This is a genomic window from uncultured Cetobacterium sp. (genome assembly GCF_947038635.1).
Classification (GTDB): domain Bacteria; phylum Fusobacteriota; class Fusobacteriia; order Fusobacteriales; family Fusobacteriaceae; genus Cetobacterium_A.
This window is the reverse complement of sequence record NZ_CAMQXC010000017.1, coordinates 1-20,914: the sequence shown is the minus strand read 5'-3', so window position 1 is coordinate 20,914 and position 20,914 is coordinate 1. Positions and strand designations below refer to the sequence as shown.

23 protein-coding genes and 1 pseudogene are annotated in these 20,914 nt (G+C 28.5%); 7 read left to right on the top strand and 17 right to left on the bottom strand.

Translation table 11 applies throughout. From position 1 onward, the window contains the following. Window positions 1-4 precede the first annotated feature (4 nt). The 6 genes from Q0V08_RS03400 to Q0V08_RS03375 form a co-directional block, all read right to left on the bottom strand. Complete coding sequence (locus Q0V08_RS03400) at window positions 5-1,483, bottom strand: M81 family metallopeptidase (RefSeq protein WP_297432086.1); 1,479 nt, start codon at window positions 1,481-1,483, stop codon at window positions 5-7. 20 nt (window positions 1,484-1,503) lie between these two features. Beyond that, window positions 1,504-2,481 carry a dipeptide ABC transporter ATP-binding protein gene (locus Q0V08_RS03395; RefSeq protein WP_257163660.1) on the bottom strand — a complete coding sequence of 326 codons (978 nt, stop codon included), beginning with the start codon at window positions 2,479-2,481 and terminating at the stop codon, window positions 1,504-1,506. Continuing rightward, window positions 2,478-3,458, bottom strand: a complete 981-nt coding sequence (locus tag Q0V08_RS03390; RefSeq protein WP_257163661.1) for an ABC transporter ATP-binding protein — start codon at window positions 3,456-3,458, stop codon at window positions 2,478-2,480. The genes Q0V08_RS03395 and Q0V08_RS03390 overlap by 4 nt, the downstream gene beginning before the upstream one ends. A gap of 8 nt (window positions 3,459-3,466) precedes the next feature. Further along, on the bottom strand, window positions 3,467-4,318 hold the full coding sequence (locus tag Q0V08_RS03385; protein ID WP_257163662.1) for an ABC transporter permease subunit: 852 nt from the start codon (window positions 4,316-4,318) through the stop codon (window positions 3,467-3,469). A gap of 14 nt (window positions 4,319-4,332) precedes the next feature. After that, window positions 4,333-5,253, bottom strand: coding sequence for an ABC transporter permease subunit (locus tag Q0V08_RS03380; protein ID WP_257163663.1), 921 nt, complete (start codon window positions 5,251-5,253; stop codon window positions 4,333-4,335). Window positions 5,254-5,324: 71 nt separating this feature from the next. Further along, complete coding sequence (locus tag Q0V08_RS03375; protein ID WP_257163664.1) at window positions 5,325-6,842, bottom strand: glutathione ABC transporter substrate-binding protein; 1,518 nt, start codon at window positions 6,840-6,842, stop codon at window positions 5,325-5,327. A gap of 184 nt (window positions 6,843-7,026) precedes the next feature. Between Q0V08_RS03375 and Q0V08_RS03370 the strand changes: the two genes are divergently transcribed. Together Q0V08_RS03370 and Q0V08_RS03365 are read left to right on the top strand one after the other, a co-directional pair. Continuing rightward, window positions 7,027-7,353: a hypothetical protein gene (locus Q0V08_RS03370; protein ID WP_297432083.1), complete on the top strand. Its 327-nt coding sequence runs from the start codon at window positions 7,027-7,029 to the stop codon at window positions 7,351-7,353. Between the two features lie 35 nt (window positions 7,354-7,388). Then, window positions 7,389-7,988, top strand: a complete 600-nt coding sequence (locus Q0V08_RS03365) for a hypothetical protein (RefSeq protein WP_297432081.1) — start codon at window positions 7,389-7,391, stop codon at window positions 7,986-7,988. A gap of 346 nt (window positions 7,989-8,334) precedes the next feature. On the opposite strand, the gene Q0V08_RS03360 is transcribed toward Q0V08_RS03365, so the two are convergent. Next, window positions 8,335-8,760 (bottom strand): GNAT family N-acetyltransferase, encoded by a 426-nt coding sequence (locus tag Q0V08_RS03360; protein WP_297432079.1) that lies wholly within the window; start codon window positions 8,758-8,760, stop codon window positions 8,335-8,337. Window positions 8,761-8,897: 137 nt separating this feature from the next. Between Q0V08_RS03360 and Q0V08_RS03355 the strand changes: the two genes are divergently transcribed. Further along, window positions 8,898-9,653 (top strand): class I SAM-dependent methyltransferase, encoded by a 756-nt coding sequence (locus Q0V08_RS03355; protein ID WP_297432077.1) that lies wholly within the window; start codon window positions 8,898-8,900, stop codon window positions 9,651-9,653. A gap of 60 nt (window positions 9,654-9,713) precedes the next feature. Here the strand turns inward: Q0V08_RS03355 and Q0V08_RS03350 are convergent, their stop codons facing one another. Further along, entirely contained in the window at window positions 9,714-11,045 is a 1,332-nt protein-coding gene (locus Q0V08_RS03350) for an MATE family efflux transporter (RefSeq protein ID WP_297432075.1), read from the bottom strand. A gap of 100 nt (window positions 11,046-11,145) precedes the next feature. On the opposite strand from Q0V08_RS03350, the gene Q0V08_RS03345 reads away from it, so the two are divergent. After that, window positions 11,146-11,781 carry a Crp/Fnr family transcriptional regulator gene (locus tag Q0V08_RS03345; RefSeq protein ID WP_297432072.1) on the top strand — a complete coding sequence of 212 codons (636 nt, stop codon included), beginning with the start codon at window positions 11,146-11,148 and terminating at the stop codon, window positions 11,779-11,781. 84 nt (window positions 11,782-11,865) lie between these two features. Here Q0V08_RS03345 and pheA read toward each other — a convergent pair whose 3' ends face one another. From pheA to Q0V08_RS03330, 3 genes are all read right to left on the bottom strand, one after another. Beyond that, window positions 11,866-12,702, bottom strand: coding sequence for a prephenate dehydratase (pheA, locus tag Q0V08_RS03340; protein ID WP_297432070.1), 837 nt, complete (start codon window positions 12,700-12,702; stop codon window positions 11,866-11,868). Then, entirely contained in the window at window positions 12,702-14,216 is a 1,515-nt protein-coding gene (locus Q0V08_RS03335) for an ABC transporter substrate-binding protein (protein ID WP_297432068.1), read from the bottom strand. The genes pheA and Q0V08_RS03335 overlap by 1 nt, the downstream gene beginning before the upstream one ends. A 203-nt stretch (window positions 14,217-14,419) precedes the next feature. Then, on the bottom strand, window positions 14,420-14,659 hold the full coding sequence (locus Q0V08_RS03330) for a hypothetical protein (RefSeq protein WP_257163672.1): 240 nt from the start codon (window positions 14,657-14,659) through the stop codon (window positions 14,420-14,422). Window positions 14,660-14,789: 130 nt separating this feature from the next. Here Q0V08_RS03330 and Q0V08_RS03325 point away from each other — a divergent pair, with 130 nt between their 5' ends. Then, window positions 14,790-15,338 carry an XRE family transcriptional regulator gene (locus Q0V08_RS03325; protein WP_297432066.1) on the top strand — a complete coding sequence of 183 codons (549 nt, stop codon included), beginning with the start codon at window positions 14,790-14,792 and terminating at the stop codon, window positions 15,336-15,338. Between the two features lie 40 nt (window positions 15,339-15,378). Here Q0V08_RS03325 and Q0V08_RS03320 read toward each other — a convergent pair whose 3' ends face one another. After that, entirely contained in the window at window positions 15,379-15,996 is a 618-nt protein-coding gene (locus Q0V08_RS03320) for a LysE family transporter (protein WP_297432064.1), read from the bottom strand. Window positions 15,997-16,283: 287 nt separating this feature from the next. On the opposite strand from Q0V08_RS03320, the gene Q0V08_RS03315 reads away from it, so the two are divergent. Together Q0V08_RS03315 and Q0V08_RS03310 are read left to right on the top strand one after the other, a co-directional pair. Further along, window positions 16,284-16,682, top strand: coding sequence for a hypothetical protein (locus Q0V08_RS03315; RefSeq protein ID WP_297432062.1), 399 nt, complete (start codon window positions 16,284-16,286; stop codon window positions 16,680-16,682). Between the two features lie 159 nt (window positions 16,683-16,841). Continuing rightward, window positions 16,842-17,777, top strand: coding sequence for a DNA methyltransferase (locus Q0V08_RS03310; RefSeq protein WP_297432060.1), 936 nt, complete (start codon window positions 16,842-16,844; stop codon window positions 17,775-17,777). A gap of 174 nt (window positions 17,778-17,951) precedes the next feature. Here the strand turns inward: Q0V08_RS03310 and Q0V08_RS03305 are convergent, their stop codons facing one another. The 5 genes and pseudogenes from Q0V08_RS03305 to Q0V08_RS03285 form a co-directional block, all read right to left on the bottom strand. After that, window positions 17,952-18,404, bottom strand: coding sequence for a GNAT family N-acetyltransferase (locus Q0V08_RS03305; RefSeq protein WP_257163679.1), 453 nt, complete (start codon window positions 18,402-18,404; stop codon window positions 17,952-17,954). A 325-nt stretch (window positions 18,405-18,729) separates the two neighbouring features. Beyond that, window positions 18,730-19,233 (bottom strand): GNAT family N-acetyltransferase, encoded by a 504-nt coding sequence (locus Q0V08_RS03300; protein ID WP_297432057.1) that lies wholly within the window; start codon window positions 19,231-19,233, stop codon window positions 18,730-18,732. Window positions 19,234-19,345: 112 nt separating this feature from the next. Beyond that, window positions 19,346-19,978, bottom strand: coding sequence for a CatB-related O-acetyltransferase (locus Q0V08_RS03295; protein ID WP_297432055.1), 633 nt, complete (start codon window positions 19,976-19,978; stop codon window positions 19,346-19,348). Between the two features lie 99 nt (window positions 19,979-20,077). Then, entirely contained in the window at window positions 20,078-20,722 is a 645-nt protein-coding gene (locus tag Q0V08_RS03290) for a hypothetical protein (protein WP_297432053.1), read from the bottom strand. Then, window positions 20,722-20,914 (bottom strand): annotated as a pseudogene (locus tag Q0V08_RS03285) (ParA family protein); the annotation flags it as partial. The gene Q0V08_RS03290 and the pseudogene Q0V08_RS03285, both read right to left, overlap by 1 nt.

The window sequence follows — 20,914 nt, the reverse complement described above, 5'->3', positions numbered from 1 at the left end:
TTTTTTAATTTTTTACAGAAGCTTTATATTCAAAATTTTTATCAAGAGGAAAAATCGGTCTTTTAACCTTTTCATACTTTATATTTAAAATATCCTCATTCGTACTTCCTGTTGTTAAAGCCATGATAGTTCTTTTAGAAAGAAGTTTATGGTGCTCAGTTAAATATCCTAATTTGCAAACAATAATATTACGATTTTTAGGGTCTAATCCTAAATCTTCATACATTTCAGGAGTCACATACCCTACATGTTTCTCTGCTAAAATTACATCTACATTATTTACTCTTAAAACTGCTAGATCACTTTCATATGTTCCCCATTTTTCTAAATAATTAATAACCTCTCCCTTTAAAGTTAAAGGTTTTGTAGTTTTAGTATCAAACTTTGCTCCTGCAGTAACCTCTATGGTTTGTCCAACTTTTCCTTTACAAAATAATGTTGCTTCAGGATCATAAATTCCACCATAAATAATTGGAGTAGGCACACTTTTCGTTTTAGAATTTTCTAAAATTATTTTTAAAAATCCTGTACAATCTGATGATGACCCTGCAGTTGGATTATCTCCAGAATCAGATAGATATATTGGAAACTTTTTTTCTTCTAAAGCCTTTAAAGCAACTTCATAAGCTTCTTCAGGTTCATAAGTTTCTGTGTGAAAAGAAAACTCATCTCTTCTATCGAAAAACTCTTGTCCTATCTCTTTTGAAATTGTATTTGCTAAATTTTCATCATCTGCTACAACATAGATTCCAACAGCAGCATCTTCGCTATCTGCCCAAGGATATCCCATAAGAATAGAAACAGCTAGAACTCCCTGTTTTTTTTCATACTCTCTACATCTATTTATAAAATAAACCATAGGCTCAGTTGAAGTTTCTGATTGCTCTCCAGCTATTAGCATAGGAACACTTACCCAAGATTTTTTAGGAATCTTATTCTCTTTAAAAATATACATCAATATCTCTGCTGCATGTTCTCCCGTTTCAAAACAATCAGTATGTGGAGCACATTTATATCCTACATATGCATCAGCATATTTATGCATTTTATCAGTCATAGTTGTGTGCATATCAAGGGCAACTACAATTGGGATATCTTTAAAATATTTTCTAAGTTCCTCTAAAAGATCTCCCTCTGCTTCTCCCAATCCAACTACTCTCATAGAACCGTGAAGTGCTAAGTTAATTCCATCTAATTTTTTAATTTTATCAGCTTCTAAAGCTCTCTCAATAAACTCTTTTTTTAGTCTGCTATAAAGCTCATAGCTTACCTCTCCATTTGGAACTGCTCTAGCACTAAGTGTTGGAACAACATCATAACCATTTTCTTTTAAAGTTTCAACTATTCCTCTTAAAGCATTATTTTTTGTTTCAAAAACTAATGAATCCTCTCCATATTTTATAGAAAAATCCTTTTCATCTGTAATAATTGGATTAAAAGAATTAGACTCATGATGCATAGATCCCACTAAAACTCTTTTCATTGCACTCTCCTTTTGTATGTTTATTTTACCAAATGACACGCTACCTTATGTTCACTTTTTCCATCAGAACAATCCTTTAAAATCGGCATTTTCTCTTTACATAAACTAAAAACTTTTGGACATCTTGTGGAAAATGGACATCCAGATGGTCGATCAATTGGACTAGGTATATCCCCTTTTAAAATAATTCTTTCTCTTTTCTTATTTGCTTCAGCTACAGGTATTGCTGATAGCAATGCTTCTGTATACGGATGCTTAGGATTATTATAAATATTTTTTTTATCTCCTATTTCAACTAAGTTTCCTAAATACATAACTCCTACTCTATCAGAGATAAGTTCTACTACACTTAAATCATGAGATATAAAAAAATATGTCAAATTAAATCGTTCTTGTAAATCTTTGAAAATATTTATAACTTGAGCTTGAATACTAACATCTAAAGCTGATATAGGCTCATCTGCTATAATCAAACTTGGATTAACAGAGATTGCTCTAGCTATTCCCACACGTTGCCTCTGTCCTCCACTAAACTCATGGGGAAATCTTTCACCATGACTACTACTAAGTCCTACCATATCTAAAAGTTCTAAAGCTTTCTTTTCTCTCTCTTTTACAGAAAATTCAGAATGAACAAGAAGAGGCTCTGAAACTAAATTTTTTATTTTCATTCTTGGATTTAAAGAACCGTAAGGATCTTGAAATATAACTTGCATATCTTTTCTAAAAGGAAGCATCTCCCTTGAGTTATGTTTAGTTATATCTATTCCTTTAAATTTAATTGTTCCCTCTTCAACATCTAATATTTTATTTATAACTCTTCCTAAAGTTGATTTTCCACAACCACTTTCACCAACTATAGATAGAGTTTCACCTTTAAAAATTTCTAAAGAGACATTGTTAACTGCATGTACATATTTTTTCTCTTTTTTAAATCCTTTCTGAGGAACTAAAAATTTTTTACTTACCCCATTTAGTTGAACTAAAACCTCTCTCATGAAATCCCCTCCTCATCTAAAATCAAATGACATCTACATTTTCTGCCATTTGATAACTCTTTAAGTTTTGGTTCTTCCACTGAACATTTTTCAATAGCTACTTTGCATCTTGGAGCAAACTTACAACCTTTTGGCATACTTGCTAAATCGGGAACTTTTCCCTCTATATATGGCAAAGCTGTTGCTCCACTTCCAAGTTTTGGAACAGAAGCTATAAGCCCTTTTGTATAAGGGTGTATCGGACTATCAAATAACTCTTGGACACTAGCTTTTTCCATTATTCGTCCTGCATACATAACAATAACATTATCACAAGTTTCTGCTATAACTCCCAGATCATGAGTTATTAAAAGTATTCCCATTTGATGCTTCTCTTTTAACTCTAACAGTAGTTCCATAATCTGTGCTTGAATTGTAACGTCTAAGGCAGTTGTAGGTTCATCTGCTATTAAAAGTTGGGGATTGCAAGACATAGCCATGGCTATCATAACTCTTTGACACATTCCACCACTAAGTTGATGAGGGTATCTATTTAAAACACTTTCTGGACTAGGAATTCCAACTAATTGCAGCATTTTCAAAGCATGACTTTCAGCCTCTTTTTTGCTATACCCCAAATGAATTTTTGTACACTCCATAAGCTGGTCTTTTATTTTTAAAATTGGATTTAAAGATGACATTGGATCTTGAAATATTGTAGCTATTTTTCCGCCACGAATTTTTTTCATATCTCTATTGGAAAGATTTAAAATATTCTCCCCTTGAAAAAAAATCTCTCCATTTATTAGAGCATTCTCTTCATGAAGTCTCATGATAGACATAGATGTTACTGATTTTCCACTTCCACTTTCTCCAACAAGACCTAGTGTCTCACCCTTTTCTATTTTAAAAGATACATCTTCAATAGCTGTTAAAACTTTTTTATCTTTTTTAAACTGTGTTTTTAAATTTTTAACTTCTAATAAATAGTTTGTCATAGTCTCTCCTAATTAAGTTTTGGGTCTAAAGTATCCCTTAAACCATCGCCAAGTAAGTTAAAAGATAATACTGTTAGGAAAATCATAAGCCCAGGATAAAAAAGCATATGAGGTGCTAGTCCAATATAATCTCTTCCCGTTGAAAGCATAGCTCCCCAATCTGGATTTGTAGGACTTGCTCCAAATCCTAAAAAACTTAAAGAGGCCGCAGAGATTATTGCTGTTCCGATTCTCATTGTCAAAGTAACAATTAGTGCTGGAAGAGTCCCTGGTAAAATATGAACTAAAAGTATTCTAAAATCACTAACTCCAATAGATTTACAAGCTTCTATATAAAGTTGTTTTTTCAAAGAGATTGTTGCACTTCGAACTATTCTTGTAAAAGATGGAATTCCATAAATTGCGATAGATATAATAACATTTATAAGGCCTGGTCCTATGATAGCTACTATTCCAATAGCAAGAAGTAATCCAGGAAAAGAGAACATAACATCACAACATCTCATAATAATGCTCTCTATCTTTCCGCCATAATATCCAGCTACAAGCCCTAATATACATCCAATAAATGCTCCAATTGAAACAGCTGTCAAAGAAACTAAAAGAGATAACCTAGTTCCTGCTACAACTCTACTAAAAAGATCTCTACCATATTCATCAGTTCCAAACCAATGTTTTGAACTAGGTTCAGCTAATAAATTCTCATAATCAGCATAATTTAAATCATATGGAACTGGTTGAAAAACAGCTATAATAACTAAAAAAATTATAAATAAAAGTGAAATAACTGCTACTTTTCTTTTAAAAAAATTTTCTAAAAACTCCCTAAAAGGATTTTTGAAAACATCTTTCTCATCCATAATATCTCTCCTTTTTAATCGTATCTAATTTTTGGATTTAAAACTCCATACAAAACATCTACCACAAGATTAACTACAATAAATTGTAAAGTAAAAATTAATAGAATTACTTGAATAACTGTATAATCTCTAAAAAGGATAGAATCAATTAACAATCTTCCAAGACCTGGAATTGTAAAAACTGTTTCTACTAAAACTGATCCTGCTAGTAAAAACCCAAATTGTAGTCCAACTATAGTTACCACATCTATAAGTGAATTTCTAAGAGTATGCTTCATAATAACCCAAAATTCACTAATCCCTTTAGCTCTTGAAGTTCTAATGTAAGGCTCTTTTAAAATTTCACACATAGATGACCTAGTATATCTTGCTATCATTGAAGTTATTCCAGCTCCTAAAGTTATTGCAGGAAGAATGTAACTTTTAAATGAATCTGTTCCCCCTGTAGGAAACCAACCAAGATTAACAGAAAATACCTGAATTAACATAAGTCCTAACCAAAACAGTGGTAAAGATATTCCAGATATAGCTCCTATCATCACAACGTAATCTAAAACTTTTCCTCTATTAATAGCTGAAATTATTCCTGCTACCACTCCAAAAATAGTTGCCCAAATAATTGATAAAATAGCTAACATAAAAGTTGGTTTAAATCTTGGAGCTATCATATCTTTTATAGGAAGCCCTGTTTTAATTGAGTTTCCAAGCTCTCCGCTAAAAAAAGTTTTTACAAAATTAAAGTACTGTATATGAAGAGGCTTTGTCAGCCCTAAGTGTTCTCTCATCAATTGAATCTCATCAATTGTGGCATTTTGACCAGCAAGTAATCTAGCTGGATCTCCTGGAATTAAATGAATAAACATGAAAATCAAAATTGAAACTATAAATAGTATGGGAATTGTGTTGATTAATCTTCGGAAAAAATAACCCCTCATAGCACTCTCCTTTTAAAAATTTATAATAAAAAGGTAGTTGCAAAAACAACTACCTACATAATTTTATAGTTTTATTTAGTAGTGTCAGCTTTAGCAAAATTTATAGTTCCATCAGGCATTACATAAACACCCTGTGTTGTTTTTCTTTTAGCAGAAAGTAGTTGATCAGAACCTAAGAAAATCCAAGGTGCATCTTCCCAAATAGTTTCTTGTAACTGAGCATAAACCTCTCCTCTTTTTTTAGGATCTACTTCTGTTGCTCCTTTCTCAAGAAGTTCATCAACTTTTGGATTATTATAATATGCAGTGTTTGCAGAAACAGGTGGTGCAAACTTACTATGGAATAGATTTTTAGTTGCTCCATCTATGTCAAATGAAGACCAGTTTACATACCACATATTTATAGTTGCATCCTCTGGAGTTTGTACGCTGTAGATTGAATTTGAAAGAGTTCCCTCTTCCATCGGCATTACCTCAACATCTATTCCAATCTGAGCCAGTTGTTGGTGAATAAATTGCATTCCCTTCATATCTTCAGTATTATTTGATCCCCAAATAGTAGCTTTAAATCCATTAGGATATCCAGCTTCTTTCATTAACTCCTTAGCTTTATTTACATCATAGTTATAAGGTGTTAATTTTACATGATACTCTAATGCTTCTGGAACTGGAGATGTCAAAGGAACTAAGTAACCTGACTTTACAACAGCAGAGTAAGCATTTTTATTAATTGCATGGTTTATTGCTTGTCTAACTTTTTTATTTGAAAATATATCTTTATTTGTATTTAATGTTACATATCTTGTTATCGTTGAAAATCCTTTCATAATCTCTACATCATCAGATTTTTCTAATTTTTTAACCTGTTCAGTTGGCATTGGATATATAAAATCAGCTTCTCCCGTTTGAAGCATTGCAATTCTAGATCCATTTTCCATAACAGGTCTAAATGTTATCGTATCTACATTTGGTTTTTCTCCCCAATACTCATCGTTTCTTTTAACAACTAATTTATCCCCTTGAGTCCAATTTACATAAGTGTAAGCCCCTGTTCCAACAGGATTTGTAATAATTCCTTGAGCTCCATATTTTTCAAGAGCAGCTGGACTCACTATTTTCAGTGAAGCTATTCTATTTAACATAGGTGCAAAAGGTTGCTTAAGAATCAATTTAATCTCATACTCACCAGATATTTCAACTTTATCAACGGCAACAAAGTTTCTACGTCTTCTAAGATTATTTTTTTCATCCATAACTCTATCAAAATTAAATTTTACTGCTGCTGCATTAAGTGGTGTTCCATCCTGAAAATTAATTCCTTGTCTAATTGGAATTGTATAAACTAAACCATCTTCAGATATTGTGTATCCTGTTGCTAAAGTTGGTCTTAAAGTCATATCATCATTATACGTAAAAAGACCTTCATACATAGTTGATACTGCTGTTCCAGAAAGTGTATCTGAAAGATTATGAGGATCTAAAGAGATAAAGTTAGCATTAACTGCTACAGTTATATCTTTTCCTTCAGCAAAACTAAGTGATGACGCTATAAGCATTAAAATTCCAATTCGACCTAAAGTTTTTTTCATTAATTCCCTCCCGTAAATTCAAATAAAGCAATATTCTAATCAATATTAGTATGAGTATATACTTTATTTTAACCGGAAAGTCAAGAGTGAATTAGAAAATTAAATTTAAATAGTTAGTACATTTAAAGGAAAGTTCAAAACCATTTTGAAAAATTCGTTAAATATTTATATAAAGGAGGTTTTTATGAAATCGTTAAATCGTTTTTTAATTTTAAGTTCTCTAGTTTTAACTTTGGCCTCTTGTTCTAATACTGATTTGGAAAATACTCCAAAACCTGTTGAAATAAGTAAAAATCAAAATTTTAATCCATCTATGACTATAAAGAAATCAGAAACTATTAAAGATATTGGGGTTGAAAATGCAATTTTAGAAGCTTATAATTTACAAAGAGGTGTTGATCCTGTATATTATTCCTATGTAAAAATAGATTTAAATAATGATTCTATTCCAGAATATTTTGTTTACGCTTACGGACCAGTACATTTAAAGGAAAGTTCAAAACCATTTTGAAAAATTCGTTAAATATTTATATAAAGGAGGTTTTTATGAAATCGTTAAATCGTTTTTTAATTTTAAGTTCTCTAGTTTTAACTTTGGCCTCTTGTTCTAATACTGATTTGGAAAATACTCCAAAACCTGTTGAAATAAGTAAAAATCAAAATTTTAATCCATCTATGACTATAAAGAAATCAGAAACTATTAAAGATATTGGGGTTGAAAATGCAATTTTAGAAGCTTATAATTTACAAAGAGGTGTTGATCCTGTATATTATTCCTATGTAAAAATAGATTTAAATAATGATTCTATTCCAGAATATTTTGTTTACGCTTACGGACCAATGTTAAGTGGGTCTGGTGGTGGATCAGCTTTAATTTTAAATAGTGATTACAAAGAGATTTCTAGATTCACTTTAGTTCAAACGCCAATTATAATAAATAATCACAGAACAAAAAACTGGAAGGATATTATTATGACTGTATCTGGTGGTGGAGCAACTCCAGCTACTGCTATCATGAAATTTGATGGAAAAACTTATCCTTCTAATCCATCGTTACAACCAACTTTAGGAGCTCATGATTATGTAGATGGAGTAAAAATATTTACTGAAAATATGAGTATAAATAGCGGATTTAAAATAGAATAATAAAAATTAAAACTTTTTTTATATCAAAAAACGTCTAAAGAGTATAATAATAGTTAGAAAGGTAGAAAAGGATTTAGTAGTTTTTTAAAAGTAGTAAAAAATAGCCATCACACAGTTTCAAAAATGTTTTAATATTAAAGTTTTAACAGATTGTGAAGTTGTTTTTTCTAACTATTATATTAAGGTAATAGATTTAAAGTCAGTAAAGTGTTTTATTTTTAAGATGTTTTTAAAAGAAAAAGGTTTTACAAGTTTTAAAATTATTCAAACGTGAAAAAAGTTTTAAATATTCAAAGAGCGGAAGTAGAGGGATTTGTGATGGTTGCCCTCTACTTTTTAATTGTTTTTATTTATTTTCCCACGTCATAAAGAACTCTTTCTCACCTGTATTCTCATCAAGATTTTCAGATATTACTTTAAAGTTTTCTCTCTTATAAAAATTTATTGCACGAGAGTTTTTTATATACACACTTAAAGAAAGATTTGTCTTCTTTTCTTTTGCATAACATAATAACTTTTTTCCTATTCCTTTAGACTGACTCTCAATTGATATAAAAATACCCGCAACATAGTTATCTATAAGACCTATAAATCCTTTAATTTCATTGTTACTTTCATAAACATATACCTCTGCTTGAGGTAAAATATTCTTCACTTCATCAAATTTTCCTAACCAATAACTCTCAGGAATAAAATCATGGGCTTTTTTATTTGCCTCAAACCAGATTTGAATGACTGTATCTATATCTTTTTCTTCTAATATTCTAATCACTATTATTCTCCTATAAATTTATTTAGTTTTATTATAGGTTATTATAATTTTTTAATCAATTTAAATTAAAATAACTTGAAAATCTTCATTTAATCTGATACTATTACCAAACAAATCTTTACATTAGGAGGAAAAACATGTCACTTAAAACAGAATATCAAAATCAACAAAAATATAGAAAATGGAGTTCAATTGTTGATAAACTACCAATTAAAAGTGATCATGTCGTCGCAGAACTTGGTTGTGGAACGGGAGATTTTGCAGAAATTCTTTCTAAAAAGGTAAAAGAGATTATTGCTATAGATTTAAATCAAAATTTACTTGAAGTTTTACAAAATAAAAAAATTAATAATATCACAATTTTACAAAATGATATATCCAATTTAAACTATATTCCGAAACAAATTGACGGAATATTTTCTAGCTTCGCTATTGCCTATTTTCCAAATAAAATGGAACAAACATTAAAAAATTGGTTTGATAAATTAAAAAATGGTGGATGGATTGGAATTATTGAAATTGATGATCTTTTACGAGGTCACACTCCGCTCTCTAAAGAAACTTTAAATAAATTAACAGTTTTTGAAGATGGAACTAAAAATAAGGGAATCTATGATTTTAGAGCTGGTCGAAAGATTTTACCAATTTTAAAAGGTTTAGGAATGGAAATTTTAATTGATGAGAACTTAGAAGATTCTGAACTAACTGACTCTGGTGTAGTTTCTGATGAGATTTATACAATGTGGGAAAATCGTCTCAATCGATTATCATTTGATAAATTTTTTCAAAATGATGAGATTGAGTCAATAAAATCAGATTTTTTATCTCTTCTTAAAAGCACTAACCACATTAATCAAACTAAAGTTAAGTTCATTGTAGCTAAAAAACTCTAATTTTTGCTTTATAATTAAATTTAGCAGTGAAGCGTTGAGCACTTCACTGCTAAATAATTTTTAAATAATAATTTTTATATTCTCTCTCTTTAAATAAATCAGTGTAACCAAAGCCATTAACACTTCAGTTAAAGCTGTCGCCAACCACAACCCTTTTATTCCAAACTTCCAAGATAAAATAAATATTAACGGAATTGTTAAAATAACTTGTTTTGAAATATTTAAAATTAAACTAGTTTTAAATTTACCAATAGCTTGAAAATACCCTGCACCTATAACATTTATTCCTAAAAAGAATATCATAGAGAAGTAAATTTTAGAGCTATCTATAGCTACAGCTTTTAATTGCTCATCTGCTTTAACAAAAATGTTCATAATTGAATTATTTGCTAAAACTATCACTAAAAATCCAAGTGTCGCTATTACAGTACTATAAATTAAAGATTTTCTACATATTTTTTCAACTCGAGATGTATTTTCACGTCCATAGTTATACCCTAAAATTGGTTGTGTCCCTTGATAAATAGCAACAATTGGTAAAAACACAATTAAATACAAGCTACTTAAAATTCCAAATGCTGCAATATATAAATCACCACCTAACCTTTTCAAAATTATATTTGTCAATACAACTACAATTGCAGTAAAAAATTGAACTAAAAAAGCTGGTGTACCAATAGTACTAAGCTCTTTTACTCTATCCCACTTTAAATGAAGTTCTTTAAATTTTAATTTTAAATGTTCACTATATCTACTTAGGTATATCAGCTGGACTGTTACTGCCATAAAGTTTCCAATAACTGTTGCCAATGCTGCACCTTTCATTCCTAAATTAAAAATATTTATAAAAATTGGATCTAAAATAATATTTGTTAAACATCCTACAAGACCAATTAACATGGCTTTTTTAGGAGCTCCACTTCCTATTATCATCTCATTAGTTCCTATATACATAACTTGTAAAAATACTCCTAAAGATAAAGGTTTTAAATAATCCATAGTATAAGAAAATAAATCTCCTGTTCCACCTAATGCTACTATTACTTTATCTGTAAATAAAAATAATATTATACTTTGAAGTATTCCCATTAGAAATAATAAACACAATCCATTTCCTAAAATACTTTCTCCTCTTTTTAAATCTTTTTTTCCTAAGCTAATACTCATAAGAACTCCAGAACCGATTCCAAATAAAAGTCCTGTAGCAAGATTTAGTGTCGATATTGGCATAGTCAAACTTACACCTGCAATTCCCAATCTTCCTACATAATAACCTATAAAAAACCTATCTGCCAAATTGTATAAAATATTTACTCCCATTGCTACTAAAGCTGGAAGAGAATATTGAATAATAAGTTTACTAATTTTCTCTTTTTCTAATATTTCTAGCATTTTAATTTCTCCTTGTTTTCATTCTTTAAATAAGGTATCATAGTTTTATATAAAAAAATCGGCTATATATCCGGAAATTAAAAAATATTATGGAGTTTAAATGAAAAATGAAATAACTTATTATTTAAAAAAATATGATTTAGAAAAATATATGAAACCTGAACTTATAGATAAATTTTTTATTAAAAGATTTTTAAAAGGTGAGATGATCTTCTCTGTTAAAGAAGAGAGTCAGTCTTTATATTTTTTTGTAGAAGGGAAAATTAAAATTTATTCAGCCTTTTATGGAGATAAAGAAGTTATAATTGAGTTTTGTAAACCTCTACAAATTTTAGGTGAAGTAGAATATATTCAAAATAAAGATATTAATGTAAATGTTGAAGCGTTAACACCTTGTATAGTTCTTGGTATTTTAAGAGAGGATTTCAAAAAAATGATTTCTGGAAACGATAAACTTTATGAATTAATTCTAAGAACTGTAACAAATAAATTGACGTCAACTATGACACATATTTTAAGTTACCATCAAAAGCCTTTAGAAGAAAGAATATTAAATTATTTAAAAGAACTTTCACAAAATAACAAAGTTGAAAAAATCAAATATATAGAAATGGCTGGTTTTTTAAAAGTCTCTGATAGACACTTACGAAAGGTTTTAAAAGAACTTGTTGATGATGGCGTAATATCTAAAATTGGAAAAACTATCCATATCTTAAAATGGCCAGACAATATCTAAAAAATATAGATTTTTATTAATACACTTCCTTTATAACAGTAGGTATCTCTAGGATAAACCTACTGTTATAAAGGAAGTTTTTTATTATTTTATCTCACACTTTTTATACGTTCCGTATATTTTTAAATTTTCGACTCCAATCTCTATTTGATTGAGAGCCTCTTTTAAATTACTATCAGACAAATTCCCCTCTAAATCCATATAAAAATTATAGGAAAATGTCCCGTCTCCTACAGGTCTTGATTCAATTTTTGTTAAATTTATCTCTCTATTATAAAATTCCCCTAATATTTTATACAAGCTTCCAACTTCATGCTTTAATTTTACTCCAACTGTGATTTTGTTATTTTCTACACTATTTTTCATACAAGACTCCACAATGATAAATCTTGTTTTATTATCCAAACTATCATTGATATTTTCTTTTAGAATTTTTAAATCATTGATTTCACATGCTCTTTTGCTACCAATAGCTCCTTTTTCTAAAGAGTTTGAATCTTTTACATATTTTACACTTAAAGCAGTATTATGATAATTTATGTGCTTAACTTCTCCTAAAGAGTCTATAAACTTCTTACTCTGCTCAAATCCTTGAGGATGAGAGTAAATCTCTTTTATGTCCTCTAATCTAGCTTCTTTATTTCCTATTAAATTTTGAATTATCCTTATACAAACCTCTCCCACTATAAAAAGATTATATTTTTCTAAAAGGTCATAAACTAAATTTATCGATCCTGTTGTAGAGTTTTCAATAGGTAAAACTCCATATTCAACCTCATCATCTTTTACAGCAATAAAAACATCTTCAAATGTTTTGTAATTTTGTGATTCAATATCTTCCCCAAAATATTGAATCATAGCCTCTTGGCTAAATGCTCCCTCTACTCCTTGATAACCAACTTTAATCTTTTTTTCTGTCATTATTTTACCTCTTTATCCACTTTATAAAATCTATGCATTCCACTTGGATGCGGTTCAAAATTTGATATATTTTTATTAACTCCTGCTATAACTTTTCTTGTGAATGAGATTACCATAACCCCATCCTCTTGAATTATTTGACAAGCCTCCTGATAATACGCCTCTCTTTTTTTATCATCAATCTCCTCCTTAGCTAAGGTTAAAAGTTTATTAACTTTTGGATTTGAGTAGAAAAATCTATTTCCTGCAGCTCCTATAAATTTTTCATTGAAAACAGTTAATGCTTCCTCACCGTCACCAGTTGGAGATGTTTTTCCTAAATGAAAAAGTTGATGCTTTCCATTAGATGTTTCACTTATAAAAGTTCCCCACTCTAAAGGATTTATAGTTAAGTTTATTCCAATCTCTTTTAATTGAGCTTGAATTATTTGAGATATCTGCATACTATCATTGTTACTATGTATCGTTATTGAGAGATTTAAATCATCCTTATTTTCAACCTTATTTAAATACTCTTTAGCTTTATCAATATTTTGACTATATTTCACTCTATTTTCTGTATACCCAAACATGTTCTTAGCTAAAGGAGAGTTTATATTTTCAGCATATGTTCCTAAAACTGTTCCCAATATTTCATCTGAATTTAAAGCATATATTATTGCTTTTCTCAGATTTTCATCTTTTAACTTTGAATCCTTCATATTAAATCCAATAAACTCTATTGCTAATGGGTCTACTGTCATTAAATCTAATTTTGAATTTTTTAAAACTTGATTCGCATCAATAGGAGAAACAGCATAAGCTACATCAATCTCCCCAGTTTCTAATCCAATAACTCTATTTGTTGCTTCTGGAATGCTTCTAAAAACTAATTTATCAATATTTGGCTTTTTAAAAGTATGCTCTTTATTACTTTTTAAAACAATTTTGTCTCCTGTTACCCACTCTTCTAAAATAAAAGGCCCTGTCCCAACTGGATTTTGTCCAAAGCTATTTCCAGATTCATTAACAGCTTTTTCACTTACTATTGAAGCTCCTGGGTCAGCTAAAAACTTTAAAAGTGTCTTCGTTGGATATTTTGTATTTATATCAAAAGTTTTATCATCTATCTTTTGGATGTTTTCAATACTTTCACCAATTGCTCCAACTATTTTAGAGTTTTTAACTCTATTTAAAGAAAATATAACATCTTCAACCTCTAATGGTTCATCATTATGAAACTTAATACCATCTTTTAACTTAAATCTAATCTTAGTAGGAGTTACATACTCCCAACTTTCAGCTAATCCATCTTTCAACTCCATATTTTTATCAACTTCTACCAAAGTATCATACACTTGAACTATAACTTCAAGAGATCTCTTATCGTTAGTTCCCTGAGGGTCTAAACTTTTTGCTGCTCCTACCTGAGCTGCGATAACCTCTTTTTTAGACTCTACTTTCTCCTTTTTATTACAAGAGGTTATCAAAATCATAACCATAACTAAATATAATAAACTTAATTTTTTTTTCATATGTTCTCTCCTTCTAGTATCCTCAAAGATACCAATTATCTATTCCTAATATGGTATCATTTTTTCAAAAGTGTTTCTAGATAACTTTTTTTTTAAACTTTTGTTCGTAATACTATTTTTCCTTCTATAGAAATTAGGAGTTATTTAAAAAAAATAAAATAAATTGTTCGCTATTACTTTAAAATATAAATATTTTTTATCTCTCATTGACTATTCAAGGCATCATCATATTCCTCTTTTGAAACCTCTTTATAAATATATTCTCGTCCAAATTTATGCTTTAAAATTAAGTCTTCGAAAGTTTCACAGTCTTTTAACGTTTCAAAATCACGAGTAAAATAATTTCTATTCCATAATAAACTTGTAGCTAATTCAAAAGTTCCTTCAAATACTTTTTCTTTCAAGCCATTTTTTAAAATTCTAATAACATAATATATTTTCACTTAAACCACCTCTTTTTATTTTTTTCATTATAACATATTTTTTTCTAATATAACGAACTTTTTTTATGTTGTATTTTTTTTTCTAAACTGCTATTCTTTATAGTGAATAATAAATAAGGTGTGTGATTATATGGAAAATCTAAATATTTTAATTGGTCAGCGTTTAAATAGATTAAGAAAAGATAAAAATTTAAGCTTAGAAGAACTCTCTCTACAAACAGGAGTTAGTAAAGCTATGCTTTCTCAAATTGAAAATGGAAAATCTAATCCAACAGTTTCTACTCTTTGGAAAATATCTACAGCTTTAAAAGTTTCTTTTTCTTTTTTCATTGAAGGTGAAGAGGAAGAACTTACTATTGTTGATGAAAAAAACATATCTCCAATTTTAGAAAGTAATAATCTTATGAAGCTATATCCTATATTTCCATTTGATAGTAATAAAAAATTTGAAATTTTAACAATTGAATTAAAAAAAGGTGGAAATCATATATCTCAACCTCATACCTCTGGGGTAGAAGAATATATAATTATCAGTGAAGGTACACTTGAACTTCATGTTGAAAACCAAGTTTTTCTACTATCAAAAGGACAGTCTATAAAATTCTTAGCTGATAAGGAGCATATCTATAAAAATACTCAAGATAATATTGTTAGATTTCACAATTTAATTTTTTATTAAAAAATAGAGGGAAATTTAGTTCCCTCTATTTCTTTTGTTTCTATTTCAATTTTAAAGATGTTAAACCCTTTTTTATTCCAAAATATATTAGAATAACTCCTACTCCTGAGTTTAATAATGCTAACACTTGTTGAGATAAAAAATTATTTGTTATAGACCCTAAAAAGACTATTAAAGTTAGGAAAAATAGAGTAGCTAAAAGAGCCCCAAATGCAAAAAGAAGTGTAGATTTTTTAGTAAAGTTTGCTTCGTTGGTTCTCGTAGTAAAAACTCCTATCCAAAAAAGAATTGTCATAGGATTTGCTCCTGTTAAAAGAAATGCCTTAATAAAAGGAGAACTTGAGCTAGAATCTCCAAATATATTCATTTTTGGAAGAATTGATACATCAAAATATCCTAAGAAAAGTTCCATTCCAAAAAGAATAATAATTAAAGCTCCAAAAATATTGAATCCATCCTGGATTTTTTTCTTTTTTACAAAAGATGAAATACCCAAAATTGCAAGTGCTATATAAAAAGCATCTGCTAAAACAACTCCTAAAACACCTGATTCTGCTCGCCAAAAACTTTGACCAATCCCTAAGGAAAAAATATACATACACACTGGTCCTATAGCAATTTGTAACAACATTCCAAATTTAAATCCCTCAAATATCAAAGATACCTCCCTAGTTAATTTACTTTTAACTTTATTGATCTGAATTCATTTTATCAATTTCTTTATAATATCACAAAATATTTTTCTAAACTATTTTAATTTTTATAAAAATTTTAAAACTTTTTTGTAAAACCTGTTGTCTAAATATTATAAGAAGTGTTAGAAAGTAATAATATAATTTTAATCCCCCCAAAAGAGCCTCTATCCCCCCCAGAGGCTCTTCTCCTTTTTTGGAAAAACTCTAATTTTCTATGATATAATAATTCTACAAAAGAGGAGGTTTGAAAATGAAAAAAATATGGTTAGGATTGATTTTGGTAATATTCAGTTTATTAGGTTGCAAAAATCTAGAGGAAAAAAAAGAAAATTCAATTAAAGTAAATCTTATTGGAAATACTATTCCTAAAGATAATTTAACAGTTTTACTTTTTGCATATGATGATAGAATAGCTGATAAAAAAGCTGATCTAGTTGGGAAAGAAAAAGTTGTGCTAAAAGAACACGAAACTCCTATTGAGTTTATAGTTCCTAAAGATGCAAGAACTTACTATATCTCTTTAGAAAATAATGAAAATTATTATTTAGATTATAGCAGTGGCAGTATTCAAAAACTTGAATTTATGAAAGATAATAACGTTAAAATAAATCGTAAAACTCTTTATAAAGAATATTTTGAAACAAATTAAACTAAATTATTATTTTAATAATCTTATATCTTAAAATATTTATAGACTATCTGTGATAATTAGCTTAAAATATTCTATATTCATTTAACAAAACAAATTTTTAATATCATTATTAGAAATTTGAAAAGGATAAAAATAAATCTAAAAGGAACGTGAAATATGAATCAAATTTTAAAGTATATGTATATAGTTAACTACCCAACATTTGAAGAGGAACTTTGTCTATTAGAGATGAGAGCTGTTTTTGGAAAAATGCCTATCGAAAAAACCTTATTTTCAAATATAGAATTTAATTCATCTAATAGCCCTTTTATAAAAACTCGTTTAGACATTATCTATGAGAAAGATACTATAGAAGAGCTTTTAGTTGAAATAAATAAAGATAAAAGAATCTATAATAATTTTAAACTAGAGTATATTAGATTAAACAATAATCATAACATTCCCTATGAAGAGAGATTAGATTTAATAAAAAAATTATCAATGAACATTATAGGTACTCACAATTTTAAAAATCCTGAATTTAATTTTGGAGTGACTAAAGTTGATGGTAAATGGTTATTTGGTATTGATAACAAAAATGATTACAAATGGCATACTCATGACAATAAACCGCGTTCATATTCCAATTCACTAGGTGTTAAAGTTGCTAAAGCTGTTGTAAATATTGCTAACAATGGCTTAAAAGAAAATACTATCATCGATCCTTGTTGTGGTGTTGGAACTACGTTAGTTGAAGCATTAGATGCTGGCTATCAAATAGAAGGCTATGAAATAAATAAGCACATTGCTAAAAATGCAAATATTAATTTAGAGTTTTATGGATTTAAACCTATCGTTATAAATGATGATATGCACAATATAAAAAAGAAATACGATAGCTCTATAATTGATATTCCTTATGGTCTTTTTAGTCACACTTCTGAAGAGGAACAACAAGATATAATTAATACAGCTCGAAGAATTTCTAATAGAATAGTTTTAATCTCTTTTGAAGAACATGATTTAATGGTAGCTAAAGCTGGATTCAAAATAATTGATAGATGTGTTGTTACAAAGGGAAAATTTAAACGATTTATAGTAGTTGCAGAGTAATTTTTTACTTAATAATTAAAATATAAAAAAATAAATTAAATTTAAAACTTTTTTATAAAATCTGTTGTCTAAATATTATAAGAAGTGTTAAAAAGTAATAATATAATTTAATCCCCCCAAAAAGAGCCTCTTCCCCCCAGAGGCTCTTTCCCTTTTTTGTTTTATAGTAGTAATTTAACTATTTAATTTCATATGTAAAATTGGATAAGGGTTACCTTGACCATCAAATTCAGATCTTTTAAATACACTAAAGTCCATATATTCATAAAAAGCAGTTCCTTGTAAATTTTGTTCATTAACATCTACATATTTTACATTGAGAATAGAAATTACAAAATTAATAAGTTGTTTCCCAATCCCTTTTCTACGAAAATCATCACTTACAAAAAGCATTTCAATTTTATCCTCATGAATCCCTATAAAAGCTATTATTTCCTCTTTATTTCTTACACAGAAGAAATCATCTACATAAAGAGCACCTTCCTCAACAAATGGCTTTAAATCCATTATATCCTTCTCTTTTAAAAAGAAGTGCGTTGCTCGAACTGAGGATTCCCAAACTTTTAAGATACTATATATTTCTTTTTTTATTAATTTCTTATCTAATTTTTCTATCTTATAAATCACTATTTTTTCCAACTCCCTAATCTATTTTTTATGATTCTAAACTTTTTAGCTCATATTTGTCAATTATATTTTTTCTAAAAGTTAAATAAAAAAAGAGCCAATTTAACTTTGGCTCTTTTTGCCTGCACAACACTTAGTGCTTTAATATTTTTTGAAAGACCCTTTCATTAGTTGCTTCATCCCTTGAAACTACATTTTTTCATTTCATTTAAGAAAGCCTCTAACTCTTTTTTTTCTTCTAGAGTCAATGTTTCCTTATTGAGAAGTTCTTGAAATCTTTTCTCATTCATATAGCTTCTCCTTTCTAAATAAAATCTATTAGATTTTAAACCTTTTTATAATTTTCAGATAATTTTTTCAAATTTTCACCAGTTACTCTAAATGTTGTCCACTCGTCCATAGACTCTGCTCCCAACTTTTTATAAAACTCAATAGATGACTTATTCCAATCAAGACACCACCACTCTAACCTTCCACAGTCTCTTTCTTCACACAAAGTAGCTAAATAACCAAGCATTTGTTTTCCAAACTCTCTTCCCCTAAAAGCTGGTTTTACATACAAGTCTTCTAAATATATCCCTGGTTTTCCTAAAAACGTAGAAAAATTATGGAAGAATAGAGCAAATCCTATCGGCTTTCCATTAAGCTCCCCTATTATAACTTCAGCCATATTTCTTTTAAAAAGAGATTCTCTCAAAATCTCCTCTGTTGCTACTACTTCAGGAAGTAATTTTTCATAATCAGCTAACTCTTTTATAAATTTTAAAATTAAACTTGTATCCTCTTCCTTTGCAATTCTAATTTTAAACTCCTGCTTTTTCTCTAACATCTGCCCCTCCAACTAAAATTTTTCTAATTTTTATCTCAACTTAATATACCTCATCTTAACTATCTTTGCAAATATTTAAACTAAATTATATTCTTTTAGTATCTACTTTACGCTATTCGCCTTTAATTTCATGATACATATTTTTTAAAAAATTTAAATCACTCGAGCATAGTGAGTTTATTAATTTTTCAACTTTTTCCTCAGGTAGATCATATATTTTCATGTTTATTAATTCATCTATAGTACTCTGAGGGAACCTATATTTTATAATTTGTGCTGGGTTTCCACCTACAATGGAATACGGAGGCACATCCTTTGTTACAATAGCTCCTGCTGCTATTATTGCTCCTTCACCAATTTTAACTCCTGGCATAATAATAGCTCTTATTCCTATCCAAGCTCCATCTTTAATAATTGTATCTCCTCTTTTTTCATAAGCTTCATCTATTTTCTCCATAAAAGGATAACAAGAAAACCAATCTACTCTATGGGTATTGTTTCCTCCCATCAATATAATACTTTCTGCACCAATACACACAAAATTTCCAATATATAATTTATCTAAATCCCACTTGTTTTCCCAACTTTTTTTACTATATTCATCTCCATATAAATACCTCACAACAGTATCTTGAAAATTTCCAGTCCAAGCATTACTATAATAACTTTTTGTTCCTTTTATAATAATATTCTCATTTGTTACTGTTTCGTGAAGCCTCTCTATTTTCGACCAGTGTTTTTCCACTTTACTTCCTCCAATGTTATCTTTTATAGTTTTAACTAAAAAATAACAATATATTATGAAAAATAGCCCGAAAACTTCGGACTATCTAATATTCTAAAATTATTTTTTATTCTTTAAAATACTTAGTTTATATTCTAAATCTTTTATAGCTCTGTAGTGCTCAGCTATTTTTTTTTCAATCTCTTTTATTTTATCAATACCATTTTCAACGATTTCAATTTCTTCAATTTCAGTCGTCGGGCAACCCGACAACCTAATCTCTTTTTCTTTTGCCCGCTCAACAGGTTTTTCTGAATAAATAATCTCTTTTACTTCCTCTAGATTAATTTTATCTTTAATTTTAGAAATAGTTTTTATTGCTCTCTCAGGAATTTGAAATACTCTATCATCAGCCACTTCTAAAAATAAATCATTTCTCTTTAAACACATATATACAAAATCTTTTTTAAATCCTAACTCTTCAAACCATTTTTTAAAAGTTCCACCAGCATGATTTGATAAAAGCTTTTGAGCTTCACAAAAAACTTTTGACAATTCCATTATGCTTTTACTCATTTGATTAGCATGATGAACTGCTTTTTTCTCACAATTTATAAGTTTAGCCTTTATATCATTTTCTATAATTCCAAACTCTTCATAATCTACATGTGAAACATAAGTTGATTCTAATTCAGTTTTAGTTTCATTTTGTTGAGTTTTTAATTCTGCTGTTTTTGCTTTTATTTTATCCATTACTGATGCCATTACTTTAACAACTCCTCTACAATTTGATATATTATTATTTGGAATGATTCAAAATCTTTTGATTTACTATCCCAAATAGTTTTTCCTTCTTCTATAAAATTATGAATTATTGTTGATTGTTTTATTGGTTCTGTAACTAAAATTCCAGTACCATCTAAATTAGTTTTTAAATCATTATACATTATTTCTGAT

Coding starts and splice junctions, on each gene's coding strand:
- Q0V08_RS03335 (WP_297432068.1), bottom strand. CDS start 14,216: ATGAAAAAAAAATTAAGTTTATTATATTTAGTTATGGTTATGATTTTG.
- Q0V08_RS03290 (WP_297432053.1), bottom strand. CDS start 20,722: ATGGCATCAGTAATGGATAAAATAAAAGCAAAAACAGCAGAATTAAAA.
- Q0V08_RS03390 (WP_257163661.1), bottom strand. CDS start 3,458: ATGACAAACTATTTATTAGAAGTTAAAAATTTAAAAACACAGTTTAAA.
- Q0V08_RS03310 (WP_297432060.1), top strand. CDS start 16,842: ATGAATCAAATTTTAAAGTATATGTATATAGTTAACTACCCAACATTT.
- Q0V08_RS03345 (WP_297432072.1), top strand. CDS start 11,146: ATGAAAAATGAAATAACTTATTATTTAAAAAAATATGATTTAGAAAAA.
- Q0V08_RS03375 (WP_257163664.1), bottom strand. CDS start 6,842: ATGAAAAAAACTTTAGGTCGAATTGGAATTTTAATGCTTATAGCGTCA.
- Q0V08_RS03395 (WP_257163660.1), bottom strand. CDS start 2,481: ATGAGAGAGGTTTTAGTTCAACTAAATGGGGTAAGTAAAAAATTTTTA.
- Q0V08_RS03325 (WP_297432066.1), top strand. CDS start 14,790: ATGGAAAATCTAAATATTTTAATTGGTCAGCGTTTAAATAGATTAAGA.
- Q0V08_RS03385 (WP_257163662.1), bottom strand. CDS start 4,318: ATGGATGAGAAAGATGTTTTCAAAAATCCTTTTAGGGAGTTTTTAGAA.
- Q0V08_RS03380 (WP_257163663.1), bottom strand. CDS start 5,253: ATGAGGGGTTATTTTTTCCGAAGATTAATCAACACAATTCCCATACTA.
- Q0V08_RS03370 (WP_297432083.1), top strand. CDS start 7,027: ATGAAATCGTTAAATCGTTTTTTAATTTTAAGTTCTCTAGTTTTAACT.
- pheA (WP_297432070.1), bottom strand. CDS start 12,702: ATGACAGAAAAAAAGATTAAAGTTGGTTATCAAGGAGTAGAGGGAGCA.
- Q0V08_RS03400 (WP_297432086.1), bottom strand. CDS start 1,483: ATGAAAAGAGTTTTAGTGGGATCTATGCATCATGAGTCTAATTCTTTT.
- Q0V08_RS03365 (WP_297432081.1), top strand. CDS start 7,389: ATGAAATCGTTAAATCGTTTTTTAATTTTAAGTTCTCTAGTTTTAACT.
- Q0V08_RS03300 (WP_297432057.1), bottom strand. CDS start 19,233: ATGTTAGAGAAAAAGCAGGAGTTTAAAATTAGAATTGCAAAGGAAGAG.
- Q0V08_RS03350 (WP_297432075.1), bottom strand. CDS start 11,045: ATGCTAGAAATATTAGAAAAAGAGAAAATTAGTAAACTTATTATTCAA.
- Q0V08_RS03315 (WP_297432062.1), top strand. CDS start 16,284: ATGAAAAAAATATGGTTAGGATTGATTTTGGTAATATTCAGTTTATTA.
- Q0V08_RS03355 (WP_297432077.1), top strand. CDS start 8,898: ATGTCACTTAAAACAGAATATCAAAATCAACAAAAATATAGAAAATGG.